The 12,832-nt window shown below is 65.6% G+C and carries 9 protein-coding genes; 8 read left to right on the top strand and 1 reads right to left on the bottom strand.

Annotation, left to right across the window (positions count from 1 at the left end; all coding sequences use genetic code 11):
* From rplA to MET49242_RS17460, 8 genes are all read left to right on the top strand, one after another.
* Entirely contained in the window at window positions 1-705 is a 705-nt protein-coding gene (rplA, locus tag MET49242_RS17495) for a 50S ribosomal protein L1 (RefSeq protein ID WP_036284839.1), read from the top strand.
* Window positions 706-944: 239 nt separating this feature from the next.
* On the top strand, window positions 945-2,702 hold the full coding sequence (locus MET49242_RS17490; RefSeq protein WP_036288588.1) for a di-heme-cytochrome C peroxidase: 1,758 nt from the start codon (window positions 945-947) through the stop codon (window positions 2,700-2,702).
* A gap of 85 nt (window positions 2,703-2,787) precedes the next feature.
* Window positions 2,788-3,939, top strand: a complete 1,152-nt coding sequence (locus MET49242_RS17485) for a catalase family protein (RefSeq protein ID WP_051134285.1) — start codon at window positions 2,788-2,790, stop codon at window positions 3,937-3,939.
* Window positions 3,940-4,210: 271 nt separating this feature from the next.
* Complete coding sequence (gene sucD, locus MET49242_RS17480; RefSeq protein WP_036284836.1) at window positions 4,211-5,095, top strand: succinate--CoA ligase subunit alpha; 885 nt, start codon at window positions 4,211-4,213, stop codon at window positions 5,093-5,095.
* Between the two features lie 143 nt (window positions 5,096-5,238).
* Window positions 5,239-8,223 (top strand): 2-oxoglutarate dehydrogenase E1 component, encoded by a 2,985-nt coding sequence (locus MET49242_RS17475; protein WP_036288582.1) that lies wholly within the window; start codon window positions 5,239-5,241, stop codon window positions 8,221-8,223.
* A gap of 57 nt (window positions 8,224-8,280) precedes the next feature.
* Window positions 8,281-9,513 (top strand): 2-oxoglutarate dehydrogenase complex dihydrolipoyllysine-residue succinyltransferase, encoded by a 1,233-nt coding sequence (gene odhB / locus MET49242_RS17470; protein WP_036284832.1) that lies wholly within the window; start codon window positions 8,281-8,283, stop codon window positions 9,511-9,513.
* Window positions 9,514-9,626: 113 nt separating this feature from the next.
* Window positions 9,627-9,896: a DUF1150 domain-containing protein gene (locus tag MET49242_RS17465; RefSeq protein ID WP_051134284.1), complete on the top strand. Its 270-nt coding sequence runs from the start codon at window positions 9,627-9,629 to the stop codon at window positions 9,894-9,896.
* Window positions 9,897-9,954: 58 nt separating this feature from the next.
* Window positions 9,955-10,386 (top strand): Rieske 2Fe-2S domain-containing protein, encoded by a 432-nt coding sequence (locus tag MET49242_RS17460; RefSeq protein WP_036284829.1) that lies wholly within the window; start codon window positions 9,955-9,957, stop codon window positions 10,384-10,386.
* A 3-nt stretch (window positions 10,387-10,389) separates the two neighbouring features.
* Here the strand turns inward: MET49242_RS17460 and MET49242_RS17455 are convergent, their stop codons facing one another.
* Window positions 10,390-12,699, bottom strand: a complete 2,310-nt coding sequence (locus MET49242_RS17455) for a transglycosylase domain-containing protein (protein ID WP_036284826.1) — start codon at window positions 12,697-12,699, stop codon at window positions 10,390-10,392.
* Window positions 12,700-12,832: the final 133 nt, after the last annotated feature.

Here is a 12,832-nt window from a genome sequence, read left to right as displayed (position 1 = left end):
ATGGCCCATATCGGAAAACGCATCGCCAAGTCGCGCGAGGGCATCGAGCGCACGAAGCTCTACCCGATCGACGACGCCGTGAAGCTCGTGCGTGAGCGCGCCAAGGCTAAGTTCGACGAATCCGTCGAGATCGCCATGAACCTCGGCGTCGACCCCAAGCATGCGGACCAGATGGTGCGCGGCGTGGTCAATCTGCCGAACGGCACCGGCCGCGTGCTGCGCGTCGGCGTCTTCGCCCGTGGTCCGAAGGCCGACGAGGCCAAGGCCGCCGGCGCCGACGTCGTGGGCGCGGAGGATCTGGTCAATACGGTTCTCGCCGGCACGATCGAGTTCGACCGCTGCATCGCGACGCCGGACATGATGCCGCTCGTCGGCCGCCTCGGCAAGGTTCTCGGCCCGCGCGGCATGATGCCGAACCCGAAGGTCGGCACGGTGACGATGGACGTCGCCGGCGCGGTCAAGGCCTCGAAGGGCGGCGCGGTCGAGTTCCGCGTCGAAAAGGCCGGCATCGTGCAGGGCACGGTCGGCAAGGCCTCCTTCGACGACGGTAAGCTCGTCGAGAACATCAAGGCCTTCGTCGACGCGGTGGCCAAGGCCAAGCCGCAGGGCGCCAAGGGCACCTACATCCAGCGCGTCGCCATCTGCTCGACCCAGGGTCCGGGCGTGAAGGTCGACGTCTCGAGCCTCGGCGCGACGACGGCGTAAGCCGGCCGACAGTCCGAAATACGAAAAGCCGGCGGGTGACCGCCGGCTTTTTTATTTATGCGGCCGCATCTTGGCCTGCGCGCTGCGCGGCAATTTTTGTCGGCGCCCGGAACCACGATCATTGGCGCGCGTTTACCGTCCGCGGCAAGTTTATCGGCGCGCCGTCCGGGAAGAACCAGATCGAGGCTTCGCTCCCGGACGAGATTTTTCGCAGCCAGTATTTATTGGGACGATTTGACATGAGCATTAGAAAGCATTTTCGAGTTGCGTCCGTCGCGGGCGTTGCGATCGCGGCGGCCCTCGTTTCTCCATCCGCAGGGGTTCAGGCGCTCGAACGGGTCGATCAGGGGATCGGCTGGACCGAAGGGGCGTGGAACGACTTTTACAGCCGCGGCCAGGGTTCGCGCCTCATCCCCTGGGACTGGATCAAGGCGCTGAAACAGCCCAACGGCCAGTCCTTCACGGCCGACGGACTCGCCCGTTACGGCTACCTGCCCAATCCGGCGAGCCCGACGCCGGGCCTGCCCGTCGGCTTCGTCGTCGCGGACGGCTACCTTGGCCCCACCTGCGCGGCGTGCCACACCCGCGAAATCGAGGTGGACGGGAAATCCTGGCGGATCGACGGCGGCCCCGCGCTCGCGGACATCGGCGCCCTGTGGGCCGACTTCGATACGGCCGTCGGCAAGATTCTGGGCGATGGCGCCGCCTTCACAGACTTTGCGAAGGCGGTTCTCGGCGCCTCTTATTCGCCGCAAAGGGAAACGGCGCTTCACAGCGACGTGGATGCTTGGTTCGCGCGTCACAACGCCATCACCAAGGGCGGACTTCCCACGGACAAGCCCTGGGGGCCGGGCCGTCTCGACGCCGTCGGCATGATCCTCAACCGCGTGACGGGCCTCGACATCGGTCCGCCGCCCTCGCACATGATCCCCGAGAATATCAGACGGGCCGATGCGCCGGTTCGCCCGCCCTTCCTGTGGAACGCGCCGAAGCAGGACCACACCCAATGGCCCGGCTTCGCCGACAATGGCGACCGCATCCTCGCCATGGCGCGCAATCTCGGACAGGTCTATGGCGTGTTCGGCGAGTTCTTCCCGAGGAAAGACGCCTCGCATCTGCTCGGCTTCAATTACGTCGACAATAACTCCGCGGATTTCATGGGGCTGATCGCGCTGGAGCATCTGGTCGAGAAAATGGGTCCGCCGAAATGGCCGTGGCCGGTGGACAAGGCGCTCGCCGAAAGAGGCAAGGAAATCTTCGAGCGCAGCGTCGAGGACGACGGCTGCGCCGATTGCCACGGAATCAAGCCCGGGCAACCGCGCGTCCTGAACAAGGACACCTGGTGCACGCCCGTTCAGGACGTCGGAACGGATTCGCGGGAATATAAATATCTGGCTCCCGAATATACGGCGAAGACAGGCGCGCTGACCGGCGCGGCGATCCCCTTCGTCTCCCCGCCGCTGAAGCCGGTCGATTCTGCGGTCGCGGTGCTGTCGACTTCCGTCAAGGGCGCGATCCTTCAGCATTTCCTTCCGGTCACACTGAATCCAGCGGAGCGTCTGAAGGCCGATCTGACGCTGAAGCTGCTGCAGCCGGTGATCGAGGAGCTGAAGGGTGTCTACAAGCTGCCCGACCAGTCCTCGGGCGCCAAATGGACCTGCGCGGCGCCGCAGACGGAGGGCAAGATCAGATATGAAGCGCGCGTTCTCGAGGGGATATGGGCCGCCGCGCCTTACCTCCACAATGGTTCGGCGCCCAGTCTCGTCGAATTGCTGAAGCCGGCGAAGGACAGGGTCGCGAGCTTCAAGATCGGACCGGCCTATGACGTGGTCAATGTCGGACTGGCGGCGGATCAGCCGAAGTCCGCTTACACCATGAAGACCACGGATTGCTCGGACCGGAACTCCGGCGACAGCCGTTGCGGCCATGAATACGGGACCACGAAGCTGACGACGGAAGAGAGGAAGGCGCTGCTCGAGTATTTGAAGACGCTTTAGCGCGCGCCGGAAAAAACCGGCGCGGAGAACTTTGATCTTTTGGCGCGGCCCCCAAGGCGCGCCAAACTTTTCGAGAGCGAAACCCATGAAAAAGACGCTTGCATTCGTTGCTATCGCCGCGACGACCGCCGCGGGCGGCGCCCGCGCCGCAGAATTCACGCCCACGAAATTCGAGGCGGTTCAGCCCGGCGAAAGCGCGCAGATCGCCGAGATCGTCGATCTCACCGGAAAGCTGCTGGAGCAGCGCTACGGGACCCTTTCGGGCCAGAGCGCGGGCGACACGATGGCGCGGCGCGCCGTGCATCCCAAGGCGCATGGCTGCGTCAAGGCGGATTTCGTCGTCAACGCCAACATTCCCGAGAATTACAGGGTCGGCGTCTTCGCGACGCCGGGCAAGAAATACGAGGCCTGGATCCGCTTCTCCAACGCGACGGGCACGGTGACGGCCGACGTCGGGAAGCTCGGCGCGTCGAGCCGCGGCATGGCGATCAAGCTCATGGGCGTGGAGGGCGAGACGCTGCTCGGCGAACCCGGCGCGAAAACCCAGGATTTCCTGCTGATCAACCAGCCGATGTTCGCCTTTCCGGATGTCCCGGAATATCTCGCCGGCACGAAAGTCCAGTTCGAGAACAAGGAAAACCTTCTGCCGTTCCTTGCCGACCCGGCGCACAAGACGACCGCGGAGATCGTGACCAAAATCATCGCGCCGACGCAACTGGCCAATCCGCTCGACGCGACCTATCATTCCGGTTCGCCGTTCCTTTTCGGCGCGGACAAGGTCGCCAAATTCGCCGCCCAGCCAAGAAACCCGGCGAATCCCTCGCTGACGCCGAAGAATCCCTCTCCCGACTATCTGCGCGAGGCGATGAAAAAAAGCCTTGAGCTCTATAGCGGACGCCCCGTCACCTTCGATTTCCAGGTGCAGTTGCGGCCCGACGGGCTGCAGCCGATGGACAGCGACTACCCCATCGAGAACGCCGCGAAGAAATGGGAGCCGAAAAGCGACGGAACGGCGAAATTCCAGAATGTCGCCGAGATCACGATCAAGCCGCAGGATTTCGACCATCCGCTGCAGGCGACCGAATGCGAACATCTCGTGTTCACCCCCTGGCACGGCCTGACCGTCCATCAGCCTCTGGGGGGCATCAACCGCTTGCGCCGCGACGTCTACATCGCCTCGTCGAAGCGCCGCGCGCAGACCACGGAGCCGTCGGGTTATCCGCAATGGCCTAAATAGGCGCTCCCGCGACGCTGCGTTGACGAGCCGGCGGGGAACCGCCGGCTTTTCCGTCCGGGGCCGGGTTTTGACGCGTAAATGGACAGGAATGTTCCCACGCCTCTTTTTTCATCGCGGCGGCCTGTCGCATGGGCGCTTTCCGCCTTGTAAGGCGGCGCTCTTCTAAATAATTTGGCCGCGCGCGAATAATCGCCGCGATGACGCCTGAACGCCGCTTCGGCGAGGGCCTCGTCGCTTTTCCGCCGCCGCCGTTTCCTTAGGATTTCGCTTCATGTCCGTGCTGATCGACAAGAACACCAAAGTCATCACCCAGGGTTTCACTGGCAAGACCGCTACTTTCCATTCCGTGCAGGCGATGGACTACGGCACCAAGATGGTCGGCGGCGTGTCCCCGGGCAAAGGCGGCTCCACCCATCTCGATCTCCCCGTCTTCGACACGGTCGCCGAGGCCCGCGAAAAGACCGGCGCCGACGCCTCCGTCGTCTATGTGCCGCCGCCGGGCGCGGCCGACGCCATCTGCGAGGCCATCGAAGCCGAGATCCCGCTGATCGTCTGCATCACCGAGGGCGTTCCGGTGCAGGACATGATCCGCGTCAAGCGCGCGCTCTGCGGCTCCAAATCGCGCCTCATCGGCCCGAACTGCCCGGGCGTCGTCACGGCTGGCGAAAGCAAGATCGGCATCATGCCGGGCAACATCTTCTCGCGCGGCTCGGTGGGCGTCGTTTCGCGCTCCGGCACGCTGACCTATGAGGCGGTGTTCCAGACGACCCGCGAAGGTCTGGGTCAGACCAGCGCCGTCGGCATCGGCGGCGATCCGGTCAAGGGCACGGATTTTATCGAGGTGCTGGAGTTGTTTTTGGCCGACGAGGCGACCAAATCCATCATCATGATTGGCGAGATCGGCGGCTCGGCCGAGGAGGAAGCGGCCCAATTCTTGAAAGATGAAGCAAAGCGCGGCCGCAAGAAGCCCATGGTGGGCTTCATCGCCGGCCGCACGGCGCCTCCCGGGCGTCGCATGGGTCACGCGGGCGCGATCATTTCCGGCGGCAAAGGCGACGCCGAAAGCAAGATCGCGGCGATGGAGTCGGCGGGGATCAGGGTTTCCCCTTCTCCCGCGCGGCTCGGCAAAACGCTGGTCGAGGTGCTGAAGGGCTAGGCGCTGGGGCGCCTTCTCTCCCGCCTCGACGAATTTGAATCCGAAGGGCGGCGCCGTGATTGGCGGCGGCGCTCCAACGAGCTTCCGGCGGCGGGCTTTTTCCCGGCGAACGCGCTGTCGGCGGCTTTAAGAGAAGCGAGAAAATGGCGCGTCTTGAAACCAATGGCGGCGCGGGGCCTGCGGCCCCCGTCGTCACCCGAACTGCTCAAAACGACTCTTTCGCAAACACTTCTTTCCTCCAGGGCGCAAACGCAGCCTATATCGAGGCATTGCTTTCGGCCTATGAGGCCGATCCCGCCTCGGTAAGCGCCGACTGGCGCAAGTTCTTCTCCGAGATGGGCGTAACCCGCCGGCCCGATGGCGCCGGCGAGGGCCCGTCATGGGCGCGGCGCGACTGGCCGCCCGCCGCCAACGGCGACTGGGTGAGCGCGCTCACCGCCGACTATCCCGCGCCCGCCCCGGGCGCGAAAGCGCCGATCGCCGCGCCGACCGCGGCAACTTCGGAAGACGTGGTCCGCGCCACGCGCGATTCGGTGCGCGCGCTGATGATGATCCGCGCCTATCGCATGCGCGGCCATCTCCACGCCAATCTCGATCCGCTCGGCCTCGAGCAGCGCCACGACCATGGCGAGCTGCATCCCGAGACCTATGGCTTCAAGGACGAGGACTACGACCGCAAGATCTTCATCGACGGCGTGCTCGGCCTGCAATACGCCAGCGTCTTCGAGATGGTGACGATCCTTCGCCGCACCTATTGCGGCTCGATCGGCTTCGAATTCATGCACATCTCCAATCCCGAGGAGAAGGCCTGGCTGCAGGCGCGCATCGAGGGCCCCAAGAAGGAGATCGTCTTCACCCGCGAGGGCAAGCGCGCGATCCTCAACAAGCTCGTCGAGGCCGAAGGCTTCGAGAAATTCCTCGACGTCAAATACACGGGCACCAAGCGCTTCGGCCTCGACGGCGGCGAATCCATCGTCCCGGCGCTGGAGCAGATCATCAAGCGCGGCGGCGCGCTCGGCGTTCAGGAGATCGTGCTCGGCATGGCCCATCGCGGCCGCCTGAACGTGCTCTGTCAGGTTATGGGCAAGCCCCATCGCGCCCTCTTCCACGAGTTCAAGGGCGGCTCCTTTCTGCCCGACGAGGTGGAAGGCTCGGGCGACGTGAAATATCACCTCGGCGCCTCCTCGGACCGCGAGTTCGACAACAACAAGGTGCATCTCTCGCTCACCGCCAATCCGTCGCATCTGGAGATCGTGGACCCGGTCGTTCTCGGAAAGGTCCGCGCCAAGCAGGACCAGCATGGCGGCGACCGCCGCGCGGTTCTGCCGCTGCTGATCCATGGCGACGCGGCCTTCGCGGGCCAGGGCGTGGTGGCGGAATGCTTCGGCCTCTCGGGGCTCAAGGGGCATCGCACCGGCGGCTCGCTGCATTTCATCATCAACAACCAGATCGGCTTCACCACCTATCCGCGCTATTCGCGCTCCTCGCCCTATCCGTCGGATGTCGCGAAGATGGTCGAGGCGCCGATCCTCCATGTTAACGGCGACGATCCCGAAGCAGTGGTTTTCGCGGCCCGCGTTGCGACCGAATTCCGCCAGCAGTTCCAGAAGCCTGTCGTCATCGACATGTGGTGCTACCGCCGCTTCGGCCACAATGAGGGCGACGAGCCGGGCTTTACCCAGCCGCTGATGTATAAAAAGATCCGCGCGCACAAGACGACGCTCGATCTTTATGGCGAGAAGCTGATCGCGGAGGGTCAGGTAACCCGCGCCGACGTCGACAAAATGAAAGAGGACTGGCGCTCCCGTCTCGAGCAGGAGTTCGAGGCCGGCCAGACCTACAAGCCGAACAAGGCCGACTGGCTGGACGGCCGCTGGTCGGGCATGAAGCCCGGCTATCAGGTTTCCGAGGACGAGCGCCGCGGCAAGACAGGCGCGCCGCTGGAGACGCTGCGCGAGATCGGCGCGAAGCTCACCACGACGCCGCCGGATTTTCACCTCCACCGCACGATCCAGCGTTTCCTCGACAATCGCAGGAACGCGATCGAGGAAGGTCTCGCGATCGACTGGGCGACCGCCGAGGCGCTGGCCTTCGGCACGCTGCTCAAGGAAGGGCATGGCGTGCGCCTGTCCGGCCAGGATTGCGAACGCGGCACCTTCTCGCAGCGCCATAGCGTGCTGATCGATCAGGACACGGAAGCGCGTTACGTTCCTTTCGATCATATTTCGCAGGGACAGGGCCGTTTCGAGGTCATCAATTCGATGCTCTCGGAAGAGGCGGTGCTAGGTTTCGAGTATGGCTATTCGCTCGCCGAGCCCGACACGCTGGTGCTGTGGGAGGCGCAGTTCGGCGATTTCGCCAATGGCGCGCAGGTCGTCTTCGACCAGTTCCTCTCCGCCGGCGAACGCAAATGGCTGCGCATGTCCGGCCTCGTCTGCCTGCTGCCGCATGGCTATGAGGGACAGGGGCCGGAGCACTCCTCCGCCCGCCTCGAGCGCTTCCTGCAGCTGTGCGCTGAAGACAACATGCAGGTCGCGAACTGCTCGACGCCGGCGAACTATTTCCACGTCCTGCGGCGCCAGCTGCATCGCAGCGTGCGCAAGCCGCTCGTGCTGATGTCGCCGAAATCGCTGCTGCGCCACAAGCGCTGCGTCTCGCGGCTCGGCGAGATGGGCATGGCGTCGAGCTTCCAGCGCCTTCTTCTCGACGACGCCGAGACCGCGCCGACGGAAAAGCCGGCGTTGCAAGGGGACGAGAACATCCGCCGCGTGATCCTGTGCTCCGGCAAGGTCTATTACGACCTTCTGGAAGAGCGCGAGAAACGCGGGATCGACGACGTCTATCTGCTGCGCGTCGAGCAGCTTTATCCCTTCCCGCTCAAGGGCCTCGTCACCGCTTTGGCGCGTTTCAGGACCGCCGACGTCGTCTGGTGTCAGGAGGAGCCCAAGAACATGGGCGCCTGGTTCTTCGTCGAGCCCTATCTCGAATGGGTGCTGACGCAGGTCGGCGGCAAGGCGAAACGCGCGCGCTATGTCGGCCGCCCCGCCTCGGCCTCCACCGCCGCGGGCACGATGTCGAAACATCTCGCGCAGCTGAAGGCCTTCCTCGAAGACGCCTTCGCCGTCTGACCGCCATTCTCCGTCGCGGCCCGGGCCGCGGCCTCCATTCGACGAAATGAGACGCCAATGACTGATATTCGCGTTCCGACGCTGGGCGAATCGGTGAGCGAGGCCACTGTCGGCCGCTGGTTCAAGAAGGCCGGCGAGGCGGTGCGGGCGGACGAAACCCTCGCCGAACTCGAAACGGACAAGGTGACGCTGGAAGTCAACGCGCCCGCTACGGGCGTTCTGGCTGAAATCGTCGCGAAGGAGGGCGAGACCGTCACGCCGGGCGCGCTGCTCGGACAGATCGCCGAAGGCGTCGCGGCCGCTGCGCCCGTCGCGGAGGCGCCCGCGCCAAAACCGGCTGCGCCGCCGGCGGCCGCGGCGCCCTTGACCGCCATGCCGCCCTCCCCCGCCGCGGCCAAGATCGCCGCCGAGCAGGGCATCGACCTTTCGCAGGTGACGGGCAGCGGCAAGCGCGGACAGGCGCTGAAGTCCGACGTGCTGGAGTTCGCCGCCCGCGCCCCGGCTGCTCCCGCGCCCGCCCCTGCGCCTGTCGAGGCCCGCGTCGAGCCGCCGCCGCCCGCCCCGCGGGCGCCCGTTCCGCAGGAGGACGGCGCGCGCGAAGAACGCGTGAAGATGACGCGCCTGCGCCAGACCATCGCGCGCCGGCTGAAGGAGGCGCAGAACACCGCGGCCATGCTCACGACCTTCAACGAGGTCGACATGTCCGCGCTGATCGCGCTGCGCGCGCGCTACAAGGATCTTTTCGAGAAGAAGCACGGCGTGAAGCTCGGCTTTATGGGCTTCTTCGTGAAGGCCTGCTGCGGGGCGCTGGAGGAAATTCCCGCCGTCAACGCGGAGATCGACGGAACCGACATCGTCTACAAGCATTTCTGCCATGTCGGCGTAGCGGTCGGCACGGACAAAGGCCTCGTGGTGCCGGTGGTGCGCGACGCCGACCGCATGTCGATCGCCGAGATCGAAAAGGCCATCGCCGCGCTCGGCAAGAAGGCGCGCGACGGCGCGCTCGACATCGCCGACCTGCAGGGCGGCACCTTCACCATATCGAACGGCGGCGTCTACGGCTCCCTCATGTCGACGCCGATCCTCAACGCCCCGCAGTCGGGCATACTCGGCATGCACAAGATCCAGGAGCGGCCGGTCGCCGTGGACGGCAAGATCGAAATCCGTCCGATGATGTATCTCGCGCTCTCCTACGACCATCGCATCGTCGACGGCAAGGAGGCGGTGACCTTCCTTGTGCGGGTGAAGGAAACGCTGGAGGACCCGGCGCGGCTCGCCCTTGCCCTGTAACGGCGAGCCCCTTCAAATTCCACGAAACATGCACATCTAATCTTTCAGACGGCGCGCTCCCGAGGGGAGGCGCACGGCAGGCGGGTCGAGTTGAACGCCTCAGGAGGGATGTCATGGACGCGAAAAACACTTTTGAAGCCAAGGCGCCAGCGCTGACGCCGGAGCAGTTCGCCCACCTCGGCGACGGCATGATCGCCTATGTGCGGCCGATGCGCTCGGAAGACATCAATCGTCTTTATCCGCAGGCGCCGGAAATCGCGCCCGGCCTGACGATCTTCGCGCTGATCGGCGCGGATGGCGCGCCCATTCTGCTCGCCGACTCGGCCGACGCAGCGATCGGCAATGCGCGGGAGAACGATCTTCAGATGGTGAGCCTGCATTAAGGCAGGGATCTTGCTTCCATTGCGAGGGGCGCCGCGCGCGCCCCGCGATGGAGCCGCCATGTCCACGACCGAAATCTTCGCCGTCTGTCATGTCAATGACGTCGCCAAGCGCGGCGCTGTCGGATTCGTTCTTGCGCGCCGCGACGGCGACAGCACTGTCCCCTTCCCGGTCGTGATCGTCCGCCAGGGCAGGAACTACCACGCCTATCTCAACCGCTGCCCGCATCAGTGGACACGGCTCGACTTCCAGCCGGGCCAGTTTCTCGACCAGGGTCATCGCGCCATCGTCTGCGGAAAGCATGGCGCGCTTTTCGACATCGCCACCGGCCATTGCCACGACGGCCCCTGCGCCGGCGCGGCGCTGGAGAAGATCGAGGTGGTGGTGGACGGCGACGACATCTGCCTCGCGGGCGTCGAACTCGCCGAGGAAGACGGGCTCGACCGGCCGGAGAACGACGAGATGCCGCAGATCGTCATCCAGCCGGACTGAAACTCAGCCGCCGCCGAAAAGCTTCTCGACGAAATTTCGCTCGTCTTCCTCCACCGAGGGAGGCGACGGCGCGCGCTCTCCGCGATGGGGGCGGGCAGGGGCCGGGGCGGCGCCGGGAATGTCCTCGGGCGGCAGCAGATCGTCGATCGCCTGCGGCCGTGCGGCGCGCGGACGGGGAGGCGGCGGCGGCGGGATCGTCGCGGTCTCGTCGGTCTCGGGAGCGGTCTGCGCCGGGGGCTTCTCGTCCCTCGGGCGCTCGGCGGCGGGCGCCGGACGCGCGGCGCGCGATTCCCGCGGCGGCGCCGGCTGGCGAGCCGCGCCCGTGAATATTCCGATGAGATCGTCGAGCGGCTTGGCGACGACCTCGTCGACTGCCGCCGCCGTTTCCGGACGCCACGCGCCCGACGCCAGCCCGGCGACGGGAACGCCCTTGTGGGCGATCGTCATATAGCGGCTCCAGATCTCGACCGGCAGATTGCCGCCCGAGGCTTTCTTTGTCGGCGAATTGTCGTCATTGCCGAGCCACACGCCGGTCACGAGCCGGCTCGTGTAGCCGACGAACCACGCGTCGCGGAAATCCTGGCTGGTGCCGGTCTTGCCCGCCGCCTGCCAGCCCGGCAACTCCGCCTTGCGCGCCGTGCCGGTGAGGAGCGTCTCCTGCATCATCGTGTTCATCATCGCCACATATTGCGGCTCGATGACCCGGCCGAAGGAGGCGGCCTTGCGCTGGTAGAGCGTCTTGCCGGCCGCCGTCTTCACCTTCGTGATGATATGCGGCTGCACGCCTATGCCGCCGTTGGCGAAAGGCGCATAGGCGGCGACGAGTTCGAGCGGCGTCACCTCCGACGTGCCGAGCGCGATGGAGGCGTTGGGTTGCAACTCCGACTGTATGCCCAGCCGATGCGCCGTCTTCACGACCGTCTTTGCCCCGACTTCGAGCCCCACGCGCACGGCGACCGTATTGAGTGAGAGCGACAGCGCCCGGGTGAGCGTGACGGGGCCGAAATATTCGTGGCTGTAATTCTCCGGCTGCCAGCCCTTCACGTTCAGGGGCCCGTCCTCGCGCACGGTATCCGGCGTCAGCCCGTGTTCGAGGCCGGCGAGATAGACGAAGGGCTTGAAGGCCGAGCCCGGCTGGCGTTTCGCCGAGACCGCGCGGTTGAACTGACTCTCCGAATAGTCGCGCCCGCCGACGAGCGCGCGGATCGCGCCATTGGGGTCGAGCGAGACGATCGCGCCCTGCGTGACGCCGAATTTGGCGCCCTTTCTGTCGAGTTCCTCCTTCAGCGCGCCTTCCGCGACGGTCTGCAGCCGCTCGTCGATGGTCGTGGTGACGACAATGTCCTGATCGATCGCGCCGATCGTGTCGTCGAGCATGTCCATGACATAGTCGGCGGCGTAGTTTATCGACCCCGCGCCCGTGTCGTGGCGCGCGCGCGCCGGATGGGCGAGCGCGGTCTTCGCCATCGCCTCGCTGATATGGCCTTCCTGCGCCATGGCGGCGACGACCTGCGCGGCGCGTTCGGTCGCGCCCTGGGGATTGCGGTCGGGCGCGAGCTTGCTCGGCGCCTTCATGAGACCCGCGAGAACCGCCGCCTCCGACAGCGTCGCGGTCCTGGCGCTGTGGCCGAAATAGCGTTCCGACGCCGCCTCGACGCCATAGGCGCCGGAGCCGAAATAGACGCGGTTGAGATAGAGTTCGAGGATCTGGTCCTTGGAAAATTTATGCTCCAGCCAGAGCGCGAGAATCGCCTCCTGAATCTTGCGCGAGATGGTGCGCTCCTGCGTCAGGAACAGGTTTTTCGCAAGCTGCTGCGTGAGCGTGGAGCCGCCCTGCATGCCGCCCCGCCCCGTGACGTTGCGCAGGAGCGCGCGGCCGATGCCCTGCGGATCGACGCCCCAATGCGAATAGAAGCGCCGGTCCTCGATGGCGATGAAGGCTTTGGGCAGATAGGGCGGCAGGTCGGAGATGCGGATCGCCGCGCCGCCCGTGTCGCCGCGATTGGCGAGAAGTTCGCCCTCGGCCGAAAGAATGGCGATGTTCGGCGGGCGTTTGGGAATCGCGAGCTGGTCGATCGGCGGCAATTGCGAGCCATAATAGACTGCAAGCGCCCCGCCCCCGATCGCGCCCCATAGTCCCAGCGTGAAGGCCCAGTAGATGAACGAGCCGAAAAGCGAGCCGGAAGAGGCCCGGCGCGCCTTCGCCTTCTTCTTGGCGCGGGCGCGCGGCGGCGGCCGCCGTTCGGCGCGAAGCTCGCCGTCGTCGTCGCTGTCGTCGAACCGCGGTTCCCGACGTCTGTCGTTACGCGCCATACGCTTCACCCTGGCCGCGCCTCGATCAGCGGCGGCGACCGTCCAAATTCCGAATGTTGAAACTTAAGGAAGGCCGTTTAAGGGCCGGTTAAGCGTTCGCCGCACTGCGGCAAATGGGATTTGTTCACAAGCT

Origin of the sequence: Methylocystis sp. ATCC 49242 (assembly GCF_000188155.2) — a bacterium.
Classification (GTDB): Bacteria; Pseudomonadota; Alphaproteobacteria; order Rhizobiales; family Beijerinckiaceae; genus Methylocystis.
Note: the sequence above shows the minus strand (reverse complement) of the source record. Positions and strands in the feature narration are given on the sequence as shown.

Excerpts from the sequence above, each read along its gene's own strand:
- MET49242_RS17460 (WP_036284829.1), top strand. The coding sequence starts at position 9,955 with ATGTCCACGACCGAAATCTTCGCCGTCTGTCATGTCAATGACGTCGCC.
- sucD (WP_036284836.1), top strand. The coding sequence starts at position 4,211 with ATGTCCGTGCTGATCGACAAGAACACCAAAGTCATCACCCAGGGTTTC.
- MET49242_RS17485 (WP_051134285.1), top strand. The coding sequence starts at position 2,788 with ATGAAAAAGACGCTTGCATTCGTTGCTATCGCCGCGACGACCGCCGCG.
- MET49242_RS17465 (WP_051134284.1), top strand. The coding sequence starts at position 9,627 with ATGGACGCGAAAAACACTTTTGAAGCCAAGGCGCCAGCGCTGACGCCG.
- odhB (WP_036284832.1), top strand. The coding sequence starts at position 8,281 with ATGACTGATATTCGCGTTCCGACGCTGGGCGAATCGGTGAGCGAGGCC.
- MET49242_RS17455 (WP_036284826.1), bottom strand. The coding sequence starts at position 12,699 with ATGGCGCGTAACGACAGACGTCGGGAACCGCGGTTCGACGACAGCGAC.
- MET49242_RS17490 (WP_036288588.1), top strand. The coding sequence starts at position 945 with ATGAGCATTAGAAAGCATTTTCGAGTTGCGTCCGTCGCGGGCGTTGCG.
- MET49242_RS17475 (WP_036288582.1), top strand. The coding sequence starts at position 5,239 with ATGGCGCGTCTTGAAACCAATGGCGGCGCGGGGCCTGCGGCCCCCGTC.
- rplA (WP_036284839.1), top strand. The coding sequence starts at position 1 with ATGGCCCATATCGGAAAACGCATCGCCAAGTCGCGCGAGGGCATCGAG.